The sequence below is a fragment of the Lutibacter oricola genome, assembly GCF_900106565.1.
Taxonomy (GTDB): domain Bacteria; phylum Bacteroidota; class Bacteroidia; order Flavobacteriales; family Flavobacteriaceae; genus Lutibacter; species Lutibacter oricola.
In genome coordinates this window covers 182,317-198,050 of sequence record NZ_FNNJ01000002.1, presented here as the reverse complement: position 1 = coordinate 198,050, position 15,734 = coordinate 182,317, and the positions used below count along the sequence as shown (strand labels likewise).

At 29.3% G+C, this 15,734-nt stretch carries 22 protein-coding genes; 10 read left to right on the top strand and 12 right to left on the bottom strand.

Annotation, left to right across the window (positions count from 1 at the left end; translation table 11 throughout):
• Positions 1-38: 38 nt before the first annotated feature.
• Entirely contained in the window at positions 39-1,175 is a 1,137-nt protein-coding gene (locus BLU40_RS05595; protein WP_090120885.1) for a cysteine desulfurase family protein, read from the bottom strand.
• 84 nt (positions 1,176-1,259) lie between these two features.
• Between BLU40_RS05595 and BLU40_RS05590 the strand changes: the two genes are divergently transcribed.
• Positions 1,260-1,736 carry a hypothetical protein gene (locus tag BLU40_RS05590; RefSeq protein WP_090120883.1) on the top strand — a complete coding sequence of 159 codons (477 nt, stop codon included), beginning with the start codon at positions 1,260-1,262 and terminating at the stop codon, positions 1,734-1,736.
• Here BLU40_RS05590 and BLU40_RS05585 read toward each other — a convergent pair whose 3' ends face one another.
• Positions 1,737-2,297, bottom strand: a complete 561-nt coding sequence (locus tag BLU40_RS05585) for a Smr/MutS family protein (RefSeq protein WP_090120877.1) — start codon at positions 2,295-2,297, stop codon at positions 1,737-1,739.
• A 75-nt stretch (positions 2,298-2,372) separates the two neighbouring features.
• On the opposite strand from BLU40_RS05585, the gene BLU40_RS05580 reads away from it, so the two are divergent.
• The 4 genes from BLU40_RS05580 to BLU40_RS05565 all read left to right on the top strand — a co-directional run bounded on the left by BLU40_RS05580 (position 2,373) and on the right by BLU40_RS05565 (position 4,076).
• Entirely contained in the window at positions 2,373-3,005 is a 633-nt protein-coding gene (locus BLU40_RS05580; RefSeq protein WP_090120873.1) for a low molecular weight phosphatase family protein, read from the top strand.
• A 62-nt stretch (positions 3,006-3,067) separates the two neighbouring features.
• Positions 3,068-3,328 carry a DUF2752 domain-containing protein gene (locus BLU40_RS05575; protein WP_090120871.1) on the top strand — a complete coding sequence of 87 codons (261 nt, stop codon included), beginning with the start codon at positions 3,068-3,070 and terminating at the stop codon, positions 3,326-3,328.
• An 18-nt stretch (positions 3,329-3,346) separates the two neighbouring features.
• Positions 3,347-3,670, top strand: a complete 324-nt coding sequence (locus tag BLU40_RS05570) for a CCC motif membrane protein (protein WP_090120869.1) — start codon at positions 3,347-3,349, stop codon at positions 3,668-3,670.
• Positions 3,671-3,680: 10 nt separating this feature from the next.
• Positions 3,681-4,076 (top strand): DUF2752 domain-containing protein, encoded by a 396-nt coding sequence (locus tag BLU40_RS05565; RefSeq protein WP_090120867.1) that lies wholly within the window; start codon positions 3,681-3,683, stop codon positions 4,074-4,076.
• Here the strand turns inward: BLU40_RS05565 and BLU40_RS05560 are convergent.
• The 9 genes from BLU40_RS05560 to nadC all read right to left on the bottom strand — a co-directional run bounded on the left by BLU40_RS05560 (position 4,073) and on the right by nadC (position 11,298).
• The gene (locus BLU40_RS05560) at positions 4,073-4,903 is read right to left on the bottom strand and encodes a phosphatase PAP2 family protein (protein WP_090120865.1); all 831 of its coding nucleotides are present in this window, start codon (positions 4,901-4,903) and stop codon (positions 4,073-4,075) included. The two genes, BLU40_RS05565 and BLU40_RS05560, sit on opposite strands and share 4 nt — an antisense overlap.
• A gap of 73 nt (positions 4,904-4,976) precedes the next feature.
• Entirely contained in the window at positions 4,977-5,642 is a 666-nt protein-coding gene (folE, locus tag BLU40_RS05555) for a GTP cyclohydrolase I FolE (RefSeq protein ID WP_245729901.1), read from the bottom strand.
• Positions 5,643-5,707: 65 nt separating this feature from the next.
• Positions 5,708-7,078 (bottom strand): histidine--tRNA ligase, encoded by a 1,371-nt coding sequence (gene hisS, locus BLU40_RS05550; RefSeq protein WP_090120858.1) that lies wholly within the window; start codon positions 7,076-7,078, stop codon positions 5,708-5,710.
• A 43-nt stretch (positions 7,079-7,121) separates the two neighbouring features.
• Positions 7,122-7,598, bottom strand: a complete 477-nt coding sequence (locus BLU40_RS05545; RefSeq protein ID WP_090120855.1) for a hypothetical protein — start codon at positions 7,596-7,598, stop codon at positions 7,122-7,124.
• Entirely contained in the window at positions 7,595-8,173 is a 579-nt protein-coding gene (locus BLU40_RS05540; protein WP_090120852.1) for a DUF4126 domain-containing protein, read from the bottom strand. Before BLU40_RS05540 ends, BLU40_RS05545 begins: the two co-directional genes overlap by 4 nt.
• A gap of 3 nt (positions 8,174-8,176) precedes the next feature.
• Complete coding sequence (gene kdsB, locus BLU40_RS05535; protein ID WP_090120848.1) at positions 8,177-8,908, bottom strand: 3-deoxy-manno-octulosonate cytidylyltransferase; 732 nt, start codon at positions 8,906-8,908, stop codon at positions 8,177-8,179.
• Positions 8,909-8,918: 10 nt separating this feature from the next.
• On the bottom strand, positions 8,919-9,863 hold the full coding sequence (locus tag BLU40_RS05530) for a YihY/virulence factor BrkB family protein (protein WP_090120844.1): 945 nt from the start codon (positions 9,861-9,863) through the stop codon (positions 8,919-8,921).
• Between the two features lie 4 nt (positions 9,864-9,867).
• On the bottom strand, positions 9,868-10,437 hold the full coding sequence (locus BLU40_RS05525) for a pentapeptide repeat-containing protein (RefSeq protein WP_090120841.1): 570 nt from the start codon (positions 10,435-10,437) through the stop codon (positions 9,868-9,870).
• Complete coding sequence (gene nadC / locus BLU40_RS05520; protein WP_090120839.1) at positions 10,438-11,298, bottom strand: carboxylating nicotinate-nucleotide diphosphorylase; 861 nt, start codon at positions 11,296-11,298, stop codon at positions 10,438-10,440.
• Positions 11,299-11,375: 77 nt separating this feature from the next.
• Between nadC and rlmH the strand changes: the two genes are divergently transcribed.
• From rlmH to BLU40_RS05495, 5 genes are read left to right on the top strand one after another with little or no spacing between them, the layout of a single operon-like run.
• Positions 11,376-11,849 carry a 23S rRNA (pseudouridine(1915)-N(3))-methyltransferase RlmH gene (gene rlmH / locus BLU40_RS05515; protein ID WP_090120837.1) on the top strand — a complete coding sequence of 158 codons (474 nt, stop codon included), beginning with the start codon at positions 11,376-11,378 and terminating at the stop codon, positions 11,847-11,849.
• The gene (locus tag BLU40_RS05510; protein ID WP_090120834.1) at positions 11,842-12,429 is read left to right on the top strand and encodes a non-canonical purine NTP diphosphatase; all 588 of its coding nucleotides are present in this window, start codon (positions 11,842-11,844) and stop codon (positions 12,427-12,429) included. Before rlmH ends, BLU40_RS05510 begins: the two co-directional genes overlap by 8 nt.
• Complete coding sequence (locus BLU40_RS05505) at positions 12,423-13,457, top strand: FecCD family ABC transporter permease (RefSeq protein ID WP_175454747.1); 1,035 nt, start codon at positions 12,423-12,425, stop codon at positions 13,455-13,457. The genes BLU40_RS05510 and BLU40_RS05505 overlap by 7 nt, the downstream gene beginning before the upstream one ends.
• The gene (locus BLU40_RS05500) at positions 13,457-14,248 is read left to right on the top strand and encodes an ABC transporter ATP-binding protein (protein ID WP_090120832.1); all 792 of its coding nucleotides are present in this window, start codon (positions 13,457-13,459) and stop codon (positions 14,246-14,248) included. The genes BLU40_RS05505 and BLU40_RS05500 overlap by 1 nt, the downstream gene beginning before the upstream one ends.
• Before the next feature lie 36 nt (positions 14,249-14,284).
• The gene (locus BLU40_RS05495; protein WP_090120831.1) at positions 14,285-15,307 is read left to right on the top strand and encodes a M28 family metallopeptidase; all 1,023 of its coding nucleotides are present in this window, start codon (positions 14,285-14,287) and stop codon (positions 15,305-15,307) included.
• A 2-nt stretch (positions 15,308-15,309) separates the two neighbouring features.
• Here BLU40_RS05495 and BLU40_RS05490 read toward each other — a convergent pair whose 3' ends face one another.
• Complete coding sequence (locus BLU40_RS05490; RefSeq protein WP_090120829.1) at positions 15,310-15,729, bottom strand: hypothetical protein; 420 nt, start codon at positions 15,727-15,729, stop codon at positions 15,310-15,312.
• Positions 15,730-15,734: the final 5 nt, after the last annotated feature.

The window sequence follows — 15,734 nt, the reverse complement described above, 5'->3', positions numbered from 1 at the left end:
TTAGAATAATTAAGCTTTAAAATGCGCTTAGCCACTTACTATACAATCAAATCTTGAAGTACTGTAATAACTGTGTCAACTTCTTCTTTTGTGTTAAATTTACTAAAAGAAAATCGAACAGAAGTTTTTATAGCATCTTCTTCATTTAAAATAGTGTTTAATACGTGAGAACCTTTGTTACTTCCACTTTGGCAAGCACTTCCACCAGAAACAGCAATACCTTTTATATCCAAACTAAAAAGCAACATTGCATATTCTTTAGGAAAACGAACGTTTAAAATTAAGTAACTGCTTTTTTCTTTATCTTCTGAAAAACCATTGAATTCAACACCTTTAAATTCTTGTTTTAATTGTTGAATAAAATAAAATTTTAGCTCTTTAATAATAGTAGTTTCTTCCTCTAAGTTAGAATAGGCTATTTGCAAGGCTTTTTCCATTCCCAAAATGCTATGCACATTTTCTGTTCCAGCTCTTGCTCCTCGCTCCTGTTCACCACCAAGCAATAAAGGTTGAATGCCAATTCCATTTTTTATATATGCGAAACCTACACCTTTTGGACCGTGAAATTTATGGGCACTTGCAGCAAAAAAATCTATAGGTGTTTTTTGCATATCTATATTAAAATGGCCAATTGCTTGCACAGCATCTGAATGAAAATAGGCATTGTTTTCAATACATAAATTAGAAACCAATTCAACATTTAATAAATTTCCAATTTCGTTATTAACATACATTAAGCTAACAAGTTTTTTAGTATTATCGGCCTTTAAAAGTGTTTCTAGATGATTGTAATCAATACCTCCAAGCTCGTTAACATTTACATATATTACATTTATTTTTTTGTTTTTAGCAATAAATTCTACAGTATGTAAAACAGCGTGATGCTCTATTTTTGAAGTAATAATAGTTGTTACATTTAAATTATCAACGGCATTTTTTAAAATTAAATTATCAGCTTCACTTCCACCAGCCGTAAATACAATTTCATTTGCACCAACATTAAACTGTTTTGCAATATTTTTACGAGCTGTTTCTACCAATGCCTTAGATTTTCTACCAATGTGATGTGTAGATGACGGATTGCCATAAGTATTTTGCATTACCTCTGTAATTAAGCTAATAACTTCAGGTAATATTGGTGTAGTTGCTGCGTTGTCTAAATATATTGCTTTCATAAACAACAAAAGTATAAAATAAATGATTTGAAATACCGTTGAATTGTTTAAAACATTATTTTTGCCTTTTAAAATTATAAACTAATGAAACGTCTTTTACTTTTAATATTAACTGCAACTTTATTTTCTTGTAACGATGGTAATTTTGACATCCCTTCTTTTGAATTTGAAAGCACCGTAAATACTTGTGGAGAATATGTACTTTACCGAGCTAATGAAGATGATACTGAAGTAATTGTATTAACATTAAGTTCTAGCGATTTAGGTGAAACTATAGGAGAAGAACAAGAACACGCTATTTCTAGTACATACAATGTGGTTTATAGAGCTTTTGATAGTGGATTTAGCTCTAGCTATTTTTGTCAAGATATTCCTCCTACAACTCCAAATGTTTTAAAAGAACTAAATGCAGAAAGCGGAACCATTATTATTACAACATCTGCTGGTGATCCAGATGGTTTTGTTTATGATATTGTTATTGAAGATTTAGTTTTTATAGATGATAAAGACAAAATTGTATATAACAGTTTTGATTTTGGCTCTATAGAAATTGATGAGTAATTAATCTCTTGGATTTTGAAGTATATAAACTTCTGTAGCTCCTAAACCATATTTTCTAAAATCTGCTGCATACCATTTAACGGGGTATTTACGCAGTAAATAACCTAATTCTGTTTTTAAAACACCTGCTCCAACACCGTGAATAAAAACAACTTTTGGTAATCTATTTCTAATAGCAAATTCTAATTTTGCCTTTGCTGTATCTATTTGAATATTTACAATATCGTAATTATCCATTCTTCGATAAGACTTTGTTAACTTTTCGATATGTAAATCAACCTCCATAGGTGGTTGTTTCTCTGGTTTAGCATCCGATTTAAATTGAGATTTTCTTCGTTTAGGTTTTTCAACAGTTTTTTCTAACAAATCACTATTAGATATATCGCTGTATTTAGAAAGTTCATTTTGGTTTTCTTTAATAACAACCACTTCTTTAGGTATATATTCAAATGGAAAACCATCTTCTCCTTCAACAATAATAGTTTTTTCCTTCACTTTAATTATGTAACCCTTTACCACATCATCAATAGCAGCAACAAAATCTCCTACTTTTAAACTCATTAATCTTAACTATTTATTAATTTTTAAGCAATATTTTAAAAATGTAAAAGTACTAAAATTGTATAAAATTTTTATATGATAAACTCGATTTCAATAAGTACTGACAATTTTTTTTTAAAATCACTAAACGAATTAAAAATTGATTCCCTACGAAAAGAACTTTTGAAAGAAATTGCTGATTTTTTAATTTCAGAAATTAAAACAACTAATAAAGTAAACTTAAACTTTATTTGTATACATAACAGTCGTAGAAGTCAGCTAGCACAAGTATGGAGTAGCTTTGCTGCTAATTATTATAATATTAAAAGTATTGAATCATTTTCTGGAGGTACCATTGTAACTTCGTTTTATAGAAGCACGGTTAAAACATTGCAATCTGTTGGTTTCAATTTTCAATTAATCGAATTTTCTCATTTAAATCCAGAATATTTAATTAATTATAAAAATTGCACAAACCCAATTGTTGGTTTTTCAAAGCTATACGATAACGATCATAACCCAAAACCATATATTGCCATAACAATTTGCTCAAGTGCAGATGCCAATTGCCCATATATTCCGGAGTCTACTAAACGTTTCTATTTACCTTTTTCAGACCCAAAACTTTATGATAAATCTCCATATAAAACAGAAAAATATTTAGAAATTAACAAACAAATAGCAGGAGAAATTCATTTTATATTTAAAATAATTAGTGAATCTATTTAATTTTTTTACTTTTATTAAAAAAATAATTTTTGAATAAAATAATTGCATTTTTAGAACAGAATATGCTATCCTGTTCAACCAAAAAATACTTAAACCAAGAATGTATGGGCTGTGGTATGCAACGAGCCATTATATTACTGTTAAAAGGTGATATAATAGGTTCTATAAAAATGTACCCAGCGCTTATTACCTTAATAATAATGTTTATTTACTTACTTTTTCATTTAAAGTTTAATTATATTAAAGGTCATTTAGTGCTTAAGTACTTATTTATTTTAAATGTAATTATTATCTTAGGGAATTATTTAATAAAATCATTTTAACAAAACTAAAACACAACTATGGAAAGACAAAAACTTCCTCATTCGCAAAGTGCCTTAATTTACGGAATTGTTTCAATTGTAACAGCTTGTTGTTGTATGGGATTGCCTGGATTAATTTTTGGACTTATTGGTTTAAACAACTCTAAAAAAGCGATGGCTATTTATAATGAAGATCCATCTCAATATATAGGTGAAGGTAACGCTAATACAGGTAAAATTACTTCTATTATTGGTATTGTATTAGGTGTAATATTTGTAATCCAAACAATATATTCTATTGCTAGTGGTAATATAGAAGAGCAAATGGAACTTATTAAAGAAGCAATTGAGCAAGCTCAGTAATTTTTTAATAATGAATAAAAAATATTTAGGAATGTTAGTGCCAGTTTTTGGTTTAGCATTCCTTTATTTTTATATAAACCCTAGTGAAGTAAATTTTTTACCAAAGTGTATTTTATACTCAACTACAGGTGCTTATTGCCCTGGTTGTGGTAGCCAAAGAGCAGCACACCATTTATTAAATTTAGATTTTTACAAAGCAGCTCAACAAAATATACTTTTTATTGTTGGCTTATTTGCTTTGCTTTATTATTGTTTTATTGAAATATCTAACACGTTTTTTAATAAACACTATACCAATAAATTAAAGCAACAAAAAACATTAGTAATAATACTTATAGTAATTATTCTGTTTTTTATTCTTCGAAATTTGCCTTTCGAACCTTTTAACTGGTTAGCACCACATTAAAAAGTACCAACAATACCTACAGTTCCTAAACCAGCTTTTAAATTCCAAGATACTTTTTTCTCTTTCTTATGAAGGTACATATCATTTTTATGAAAAAATTTATCAATACCATCAACCACAACAATACTAATTACCCCACCTAAAACAACATCGGTTAACCAATGTGCACCTTCCCATAAACGAGAAATTGGAGCAATTAATCCAACAGCATAAATACCACTTTTAACCCAAATATTATCGAATTGTTTAGCTATGGCGTGCGAAGCTGTCATAGATAACATAGTATGGCCAGATGGAAAAGAATGGTACATTCCTTCACTACTAAAAGGTTTAAATTTATCGCTTCCTACACCAGCCCCAGGTCTAGCTCTACCAAAAGCATTTTTAGTAATAGTTTGAATAAACCCTGTTGCAACTGCCGATGATACAATTAGAATACCTGCATCTCTCCAAGCTTCGTTTCTTGCAAATAAACCATAAGAATATATTCCTGCAGTAATCATAAAGAAATTTTGAGGGCTACCATAATACCAACCAATTTCTTTAAGCATATGAGGTGCATTTGGTTCTTGCTCTATAAAATATTCAGAAGTTTCTTCGTCGTACATATAAATAATTGCCGTTCCAGCAGCAATTCCACCAAAAGTAAGCCAATCTTTCTTTTTCCATTTTAAAGGTTGCGTATAAGCGTGTTTTATTCCTCCCCAAACTTTTACACCATCTTTTTTAACATCGCTCCAAAGGTTACCTTTAAGTTTAGTATCATTTTGAGAAAAAGAGTTCATTGTATAACATAAAATGAACATTGCTATTATATATTTTTTCATAAAGTATTTTAAGAAAAAAAATTACTTTATTTTTCAACAAAGTAATTTTTTAAATTATTAAATCCTGTTATTTCTACTCAAAGTCGGTATCCATCTTTATGTAATCTAAAAACTCTCTTTTAGTTTGTGGGTCTTTAAATTTACCACCAAATTCAGAAGTTACCGTGCTACTATCAATATCTTTAACACCTCTAGAATTTACACATAAATGTTTGGCGTCAATAACACATGCAACATCTTCAGTTCCCATAGCTTCTTGTAAAGCTTGCACTACCTGCATTGTTAAACGTTCTTGTACTTGAGGCCTTTTTGCAAAATAATCTACAATTCTATTCATTTTAGACAAGCCTATAACTTGCCCCTTAGAAATATATGCAACGTGTGCTCTACCAATAATTGGTAACAAATGATGCTCGCAAGTAGAATAAACAACTATGTTTTTTTCTACCAACATTTCACCATATTTATAATTATTATCAAAAGTTGATAGTTTTGGCATATTTGCAGGGCTTAAACCTCCAAACAATTCATTTACAAAAGCTTTTGCAACTCTACGCGGCGTACCTTTTATACTGTCATCTTCCAAATCCATTCCTAAAGTGTCTAAAATATCTCTAACACTTTTTTCAATTCTGTTTCTTTTTTCTTCGTCTGAAATATCAAAAGCGTCTGCTCTTAAAGGCGTTTTTGCTGAAGTACCAATATGGTTATCTCCAATTTCATTAATTTTTTCTGCCATTGTTTTATTCGTTTCAAACATTTTTTAATTTATTATAGCCAGCAAATTTACAAATTAGTTTTAAGTTATTTTGTAATTTCAATCAATTCTTGCAAAGTACAAGTTTGTTGCTCTCCACTTTGCATATTTTTTAATGTATAATTATTACCTTCTAACTCAGATTCTCCTGCTAAAACCACAAAATCTATTTGTCTTCGGTTTGCATAATTCATTTGCTTTTTCATTTTAGCAGCATCTGGATATAATTCAGATTTAATACCGTTGACTCTTAAAGCACTTACAGCTTTCATACAGTAAGCAGCTTCTGTTTCTCCAAAATTTATAAATAAAACTTTGGGTTTTGGTAAAGCAACATCATCAAATAAACCTAATTCTTCTAACACTAAATAAATACGATCTAATCCAAAAGAAATTCCTACTCCACTTACATCTTTCAATCCAAATATTCCAGTTAAATCATCGTATCTACCTCCACCTCCAATAGAGCCCATTTTTACGCCTTCTGGTGCAGAAACTTCATAAATAGCTCCTGTATAGTAGTTTAATCCTCGTGCTAAGGTAACATCTAAATCTAATTTTGCTGATTGTAAACCAAGTTCTTCAACATTATCTACTATAAATCTCAATTCTTTAACACCTTGCAAACCTTGTTCAGATTGTGCAAGCATATCTTGTAACTGATTTAACTTTTCTTGACTTGTACCATTAAAGCTAAATAATGGTTGAACTTTAGAAATTGCCTCTTCTGAAATTCCTTTAGCAAGCATTTCGTTTGTTACACCTTCAGCACCAATTTTGTCTAATTTATCTAAAGCAACTGTAAAATCAATTAGTTTATCTTTTGCTCCAATAATTTCAGCAATACCAGCTAAAATTTTACGGTTATTCAACTTAATGGTCGTGCCGTTTAATTTTAACTTACTAAAAACAGCATCATATAATTGAACAAACTCTACTTCTTGCCAAAGTCCTTTACTACCAACAACATCTGCATCGCACTGGTAAAACTCTCTAAACCTACCTTTTTGCGGTCTATCGGCTCTCCAAACCGGTTGCATTTGATATCTTTTAAAAGGAAAAACAATATCGTTTTGGTGTTGTACTACATAACGTGCAAAAGGTACCGTTAAATCATAACGCAACGCTTTTTCAGATATTTTTGAAGTTACCTTAATACTTTCTTTATTAGTTAGTAAACCTTCATCAACCTTTTTTAAATAATCTCCAGAGTTTAAAATTTTAAAAATTAATCGATCTCCTTCTTCTCCATACTTCCCCATTAAAGTAGATGAATTCTCAAATGATGGAGTTTCAATTGGTTGAAATCCAAAAACTTCAAAAACTTCTTTTATTGTTGAAAAAATATAATTTCTTTGCGCTACTTCAGTAGGTGAAAAATCTCTTGTTCCTTTAGGAATACCTGGTTTTTGTGCCATTTTTAAAAATTAGACTGCAAATATCTAAAATTTAAAAAACTAATTAAAGCTTTTCTAGTATAGTTTTTTCTTTTGAAGTTAACGGAACATCATTTTCAAACTTATTTTTGGTAGGAAATATTGCTATCATCATTAAAACTAGAATTCCTGTTAAAATAAAATAGAAACTATTTGAGCTTTGAAACGTAAAAATAATGCACATTAAAGCTGGAAACTCTAACATAGCCATTCTAAATATATGTGCTGTACTATATTTAACAGCTTTTTGAGATAAATTAGATTTTTCTGGAATTTGCTTCAACATTTTAGCAAATAGAAACTTGCTAGATAAATTACCTACAAACGCAATAACTATAGCTAAAAATAAAAATGCCTTATCATCTTCATAAGAAAAAAACAACTCATTTTGCAATGTAAATGCAATGTAACCACCAAATATTACAACTCCTAAAATTAATACTAAATGAATTATTTGAAGTGATTTGATAAAATCTTTTAGTTGTGAATTTGTGTAACTCATACTGTTGCTTTTTTTCGTTTAAATAATTTAAATACTCTTATAATTAACCATAAAATTAGTACAACAAATATTATTGCCAATATTGGAATAAATATTGCTAAAACAGACATTACTATGGATGTACCTGTTTCTACTGTTGAAATTACTGGATTTGCAATACCAGCCGTTGTTGCCGTAGATGCTAAACGTGTAGTACTTGTTGAGCCTTTTATTACTGCAGCAGTACCTCCACCAGCTATAATTGCCAATGCCCAAGTTATTGTTGGATCTAAATCACTTACTGTTGAAACCATTACTGCTGTACCTGCAACTGCTGCTAATGGTACGGCAATAGTATCTAAAATATTATCTAACCAAGGTATAAAATAAGCAAGTATTTCTACTAATGTAGCAACACCTAAAATTATAATTGCCATTGAGCTTCCAACCCATTCCCAATTGTCGTTTAGCGGTATTACATTAAAATAAGATGCTAAACTAAGTGCAAATAATGGTACAAAAATTCTAAAACCTACTGAAGCGGCTAAACCTATACCTATTAAAATACTAAAAATTGTTTCTGGTGTTAAACTCATATGCTAGTTGTTTTTATAAACAGCAATGGCTTTTTCTAAATCTTCTGGCGTATCAATACCTATTGCTATTTGATTAGTTTCTACCATTTTAACCTTCAAACCATGTGCCAAAAAGCGTAAATTCTCTAATTTTTCTGCAGCTTCTAATTTATTTACGGGTAATTGGGTAAATTGAAGTAAAGCTTCCTTTCTGAAAGCGTAAATACCAATATGTTTATAATAAGTAGCATACTGCTTATCTCTTGGAAAAGGAATTGGTGAACGAGAAAAATACATGGCAAAATTTTCTTCGGAAGTAACAACTTTTACATTGTTTGGGTTGTTAATTTCTTCAATATTGTCCATTTTAATTTTTAAAGAAGCAATATCTACTTGTTTCAAAGTATCTTCTTTAAATACATTTAGTAAGTTTTTTAATGGTTCGGTTTGTGTAAAAGGTTCGTCTCCTTGCACGTTTACAACAACATCAACATCTAAATTTTGAACAGCTTCAGCAATTCTATCACTTCCAGATTCGTGCTCTTTAATACTTTTTATAGCCTTACCTCCATTAGAAGTAATTTCATTAAAAATAATATCGCTATCCGTAACTACATAAACTTCATCAAATAAATTTGAATTTTTAGTAGCCTCATAGGTTCTTATTATTACAGATTTACCTGCTAAATCTTTCATTAATTTACCCGGAAATCGGCTGGCTTCATAACGAGCCGGAATCATTGCAATAACTTTCATTTTTTTTAATTTATTCTTTTAAATGTAATGTTCTTAACCGGTTTAAACTTGCGTTTAATTCAAAACCTAACAATAAAATTATTGAGTTTAACCAAATATACAGCATTAAAATTAATAATGTTCCTATAGAGCCATATAGCTTATTGTACTGTGCAAAATCTTTTACATAAATACCAAATAAATAGGTAGTTAACAACACTAATATTGTTGTTAGTAAGGCTCCTGATGAAAAGAATTTTGCTTTCCTACCTTCTTTAGTTCCAAAATAATACAAAATGGCAGTACCTATGTAAATCATTAAAATAAAAAATACATATTGTGCAATTTTAATACCCACAACATCGCCTTCTTCAACATTAATACCTGTTGTTTTTGCAGCTAATTCACTTAAATATTGAATCACATAAACTTCAACATAAGCTAAAATTGTAATTGTAAACAACAACATAAATGCTAATAATATACCTACTCCAAATGAGTATAAATATTGAGAAAATATATTACGTGTATGTTTTACATGGTACGAATATTCAAAACCACTAAAAATAGCATTAACTCCATTTGCCATTAAAAACATTGCCAAACCTAAGGTTGAAAAAAGTAATCCTTCACGTTGATGACTTATAATATCTTCAACAATTGCATCTACAAAATCGGCAGTTTTAGGCGGAACTACATTATTAATTACCGCCATAAACTCGTTAGCATCTATGGGTAAAAATGGTAATAAATTTAGCATAAAAAGTAAAAAAGGAAATATTGCCATAAAAAAGCTAAATGCAATTGCACCTGCTCTTGAAGTTAGGGCTCCTTTTAAAATTCCAATAATGTACATTTCAATTACATCGTATAGCGACATACCTTCTAAACCTGGAACTTTTATACTTTTTCCAAATTTAACAAGTAAGTTTACTACAGGTATTTTAAGTAGTTTTTCTTCAACAGTTTTACTCATAGCACTATTCTACTTTTATCTTAAATTCTTTCAGTAAACCTTCAATATTATCTTTCGAAAATATTGAGTTTTTCATTTTATTTTCTGAAGGGTTAATATTAAAATTAAACGATGTACTAAAATTAGCGTTTTCTAGATTACTTCTATTAAAAACAGCATTGTTTAAATCGCAATTATCGAAAAGTGATTTTGAAATATTTGACTCAGTAAAATCTACTTCATTTAAATTACAATTTTTAAACTTTGTATTTTGAAGTTTTAATTGATAAAATGAAGCTACATTTAACTTACAGTTAATAAATTCAAGGTTTAATAAAAATGTATCACATTTATTAAATTTAAGCCCTAACAACTTGCATTCTGTAAAACATACTGTTTTAAATGCCGTATTATTAATATCTGCATTACTAAAATTACAATTAACAAACTCACATTCAATAAATTGAACATTAGAAGTGTTAACATTTTCAAAATTACAATCTATAAAAGAGCAATTATCATACTCTCCTTTTACAAATTTTGTTTTTGTATAATCTACGCCTCTATATGTTTCATCGTCAAAAAAGTTTAGCATTTACTCAACCGCTTTCAAACTTAAATCCATATTGTGTACAGAGTGTGTTAAAGCTCCTGAAGAAATACAATCTACACCACACTCAGCATAAGCTCTAGCAGTTTCTAAATTAATACCTCCTGAAGATTCTGTTTGACATTGGTCACCAATTAACGCAACCGCAGTTTTAGTATCTTCATAATTAAAGTTGTCTATTAAAATTCTATAAACTCCACCTTCTGCCAAAATTTCTTTAATTTCATCTAAACTTCTAGCTTCAACAATAATTTTTAAATCTAAATTGTTCTCTTTTAAATAATTTTTAGTTTGTGAAATTGATTTTGCAACACCACCACAAAAATCTATATGATTGTCTTTTAACATAATCATATCATACAATGCAAAACGGTGATTTTCTCCTCCACCAATTACAACAGCCCATTTTTCTAACGCTCTAATACCTGGTGTAGTTTTACGAGTATCTAATACTTTTGTTTTTGTGCCTTCTAAAAGCTTTGCAAATTCTTTAGTTTTAGTTGCAATTGCACTCATACGCTGCAACACATTTAATACCAAACGTTCTGCTTTTAAAATTGATTGAGATCTACCTGTTACGTAAAAAACTATATCGCCATATTTTACTTCTTCACCATCATTAATTAATGTTTCAATAGTCATATCTTTATCAACATAGGCAAAAATTCTTTTAGCCATTTCAACACCTGCAATAACACCATCTTCCTTAACTAATAATTTAGCTTTTCCTTGTGCGTCTTCAGGAATACAAGCTAATGAGCTATGATCTCCATCTCCTACATCTTCTCTTATTGCATTCGAAATTATAATTTCAAGTTCCTTTTCAAATTGTTCTTTACTTATCATTTTATTGTAATATTTGACACAAAAATAACTTTTTTATTTTCAAAAATTTCATCTTTATTTCTTTTTATATTTGCTGAATGAAAATTAAATTATTGGCCATTGGTAAAACCGATGATAAAAATTTACAAAACCTAATTGAAACTTATCAAAATAGGTTAAAACATTATATAAAATTTGAGCTTGAAATTATACCAGACATAAAAAATGTTAAAAATTTAAGCGAAAAACAACAGAAAGAAAAAGAAGGCGAAATAATTCTAAAAAAATTATCTCCTACTGATCAGCTAATTTTGTTGGATGAAAAAGGAAAAGAGTTCCGTTCCATAGAATTTGCTAAGTTTATGCAACAAAAAATGAACTCTGGTGTAAAACAAATTGTACTTGTAATTGGTGGTCCTTATGGATTTTCAGAGGAAGTTTACAAAAAGGCTCAAGGTAAAATTTCATTCTCAAAAATGACTTTTTCTCACCAAATGATACGTTTATTTATTGTTGAACAAATTTATAGAGCTTTTACTATTTTAAAAAACGAACCTTACCATCATGAATAAACTTAAACTAGTTTTTGCTACCAATAACAAAAACAAGCTAAAAGAAGTACAAGCTATGTTAACTAATTTTGAAATAGTAAGCTTAGCAGATATCAATTGTTTTGATGATATACCTGAAACTGCAGACACATTAGAAGGTAATGCTATTTTAAAGGCTAATTATATTACTAAAAAGTTTGGTTTAAACTGTTTTGCTGACGATACTGGCTTAGAAGTTGAAGCACTCAATAATGCTCCTGGAGTTTATTCTGCTAGATATTCTGGAGAGCACCATAATGCAGAAGCAAATATGAGTAAGTTATTAAAGGAATTAAAAACCAAAAACGATAGAAAAGCACAATTTAGAACGGCAATTGCACTTAATATTCAAGAAAAACAGTTTATCTTTGAAGGCGTTTGTAAAGGAGAAATTTTAACCAAAAAACAAGGTAACGAAGGTTTTGGTTATGATCCTATTTTCAAACCAAATGGATTCGACAAATCCTTTGCTGAAATGGAAATGAAAGAAAAAGGAAGTATTAGTCATAGAGGAAAAGCAATTGAACAATTAGTAAACTTTTTAAATAAAACTACTTGGTAACCCCAATAAAATCATATAAAGGAACATTTGTAATACTACTTGCTGTATTAATAATTTTTATACTTATTAATATTAGTCTAGGTTCTGTTTACATTCCAATAAAAGAAATATTAGCTTCACTTTTTAATGGCGAAGTAGAAAAAGAATCTTGGAGGGCAATTGTAATAAATTATCGTTTACCTAAAGCTGTAACTGCCTTAATTGTAGGCTCTGGCTTATCTATTAGCGGTTTATTAATGCAAACATTATTTAGAAATCCACTTGCAGGTCCTTTTGTATTAGGTATTAGTTCTGGAGCTAGTTTAGGAGTTGCCATTTTAATTATGGGAGCTACTTTTTTGGGTACAAATATTGCTAACTTTGCTTTTTCTAGTTGGGGAATTGCAATTGCCGCAAGTGCCGGATCGTTTTTAGTATTACTTGCTGTTATGTTAGCCGCAATTAAAGTTAGAAATACTATGAGTATTCTAATAATTGGATTAATGTTTGGTAGTTTAACTTCCGCAATAATTAGTATTCTAGCTTACTTTAGTAGCGCTAGTCAATTACAACAATATATGTTTTGGAGTTTTGGTAGTTTAGGAAACTTAAACTGGAAAGAAATTTCTGCCTTATTTATAACTTTTGTTATTGGAATTTTACTTGTTACTTTTATTATAAAACCTTTAAATAGTCTACTTTTAGGTGAAAATTATGCTAAAAGTATGGGCGTAAATGTTAAACTAACAAGAAATATAACATTGATTGCTACTAGCATATTAACTGGTGTAATAACTGCTTTTTCTGGCCCAATTGCATTTATTGGTTTAGCTGTACCACATTTAACAAAATTATTATTTAATACATCCAACCATAAAACATTATTACCTGCTGTTGCTATTACTGGCTCTATAGTAATGCTTATTTGCGATAGTATTGCACAATTACCTAATAGTGAATTTACACTACCAATTAATGCAATAACATCATTATTTGGAGCTCCAATAATTATTTGGTTACTAGTTAGAAAAAGAAAAATTTATTACTAATGGATACCGCTGCTAAACATATAATAAAGGTTTCGAATTTAAGTATAGGTTATACTTCAAAAAAAGAACAAAATGTAATTGCTTCTAATTTAAATATTGAATTAAAGCCTGGTAATTTAGTGTGCCTGTTAGGAAAAAATGGTATTGGAAAATCTACATTACTTAGAACTTTAACTAAAGTTCAGCCTGCTTTAGACGGTGAAGTTTATATAAATAATAAAAAATTAGAAGCACTAACTAATTTTGATTTAGCTAAAACCTTGAGTTTGGTACTTACCGAACGTTTACCAGATAGTAGTTTAACTGTTTTTGAATTAGTTGCTTTAGGTAGACAACCTTTTACAAACTGGATTGGTTATTTAACCAATAATGATATGGCAATAATTCAAGTTGCGTTTGAGAAAACCAACACCCAACACTTAATGAATTCTAAGTGTTACGAATTAAGCGATGGTCAACTTCAAAAAGTAATGATTGCCAGAGCTCTGGCACAAGATACACCTCTAATAATTTTAGACGAGCCTACTGCTCATTTAGATTTACACCACACTGTAAATACATTTACGTTATTAAAAAATTTAGCTTCAGAATTTAATAAAACAATTATTATTTCTACACACCAAACAAATTTAGCGCTTCAATTAGCTGACGAACTATGGTTAATGTCTTCTTCTAAATTTGTTAGCGGAAACACGAACGTCTTAATCGAAAAAGATGAGCTAAACTTCCTATTTGATTCTGACTTAATTACCTTTAACAAAAGCCTTAAACAGTTTACTATAAACCAGTAAAATGTTATTTAATATATTTGCAACATAATTATTTTTATGAAGCATACTATTTTAATTCTTCTAAGTTATTTGTTTTTTAGTTGTGCAAGCAACAATAACAATACGCTGCATACACCTATTTCTTTAGAAACAGAAAGCGAAACCGCTATTAAATATGCCAATACAATTAAAAAAAGTGAGCTAAAGGAACATTTATTCATTATTGCTTCAGATAAGTTTAATGGTAGATTAACAGGAGAGCCTGGTCAAAAATTAACTTCAGAATATTTAAAAAACTTTTACATTGCTAATACTATTAAATCTCCTTATGGTGAAGGTGATTATTACCAAGAAATTGCTACAGAGTTCTTAAATCCATCATTAAAACCAAGTGAAAACGTGTTGGCTTTTATTGAAGGAACCACAAAGGCAAATGAAATTATTGTTATTTCTGCTCATTTAGATCATTTAGGAGAAAAAAATGGAGAAATTTATAATGGTGCCGATGATAATGGATCTGGTACTGCTGCTATTATGGAAATGGCTCAAGCTTTTAAACAAGCAACGTTAGATGGAAATGGTCCAAAACGATCTATATTATTTTTACACGTTACTGGTGAAGAAAAAGGATTATTAGGTTCTAAATATTACTCAAATCATCCTGTTTTTCCTTTAGAAAAAACTGTTGCAAACCTTAATATTGATATGATTGGTCGTGTAGATGATGCGCACGAAAACAATCCTGAATTTATATATTTAATTGGTTCAGATAAGTTAAGTACTGATTTACACCAAATATCTGAAGCTGTTAACAAAAAATTTACCAACTTATTTTTAGATTATAGATATAATAGCGATAATGATCCTAATAGATACTATTACAGATCAGACCATTACAATTTTGCAAAAAATAATATTCCGGTTATATTTTACTTTAATGGTACGCATCAAGATTATCATGAACCTTCTGATACTCCCGATAAAATTAATTATGATTTATTAGCTAAACGAACAAAGCTAATTTTTTATACTACTTGGGAGTTAGCAAACCGAGAACAACGAATTACTTTGAATAACTAATTTTATTTTTTAGTAAAGTTTTCTGATAATTTATATCCAAACCAGGCCATTGGTAAATAAGCCACCGCAATATCTAATACAGCAAACCAAATTGGTGATGGCAACATAAAAACGTTAATTACGCCACCAATTAAAAATAATACACCTACAATTAGTGCCATTTTTAATTTAGATTTTTTTGCTATAACGCTAGCTACAAAAGCTCCAACAAATGCACCCAATGCATGTGCCAAAAATGGCATTAGATAATGCTTTGGTCGAAACAAATGCATTGTTTCTTTTAAACTTTGCATACTTGTTGGATCTACACCTTCTGGAGGTGGAATAACGCTACCGCTAATAGTTATAATCCCCATATTTACAATGCTTCCAATAGCTAAACCTAAAATTACTGCCAATATGTTTTTTATAACTGAATTCATAATAT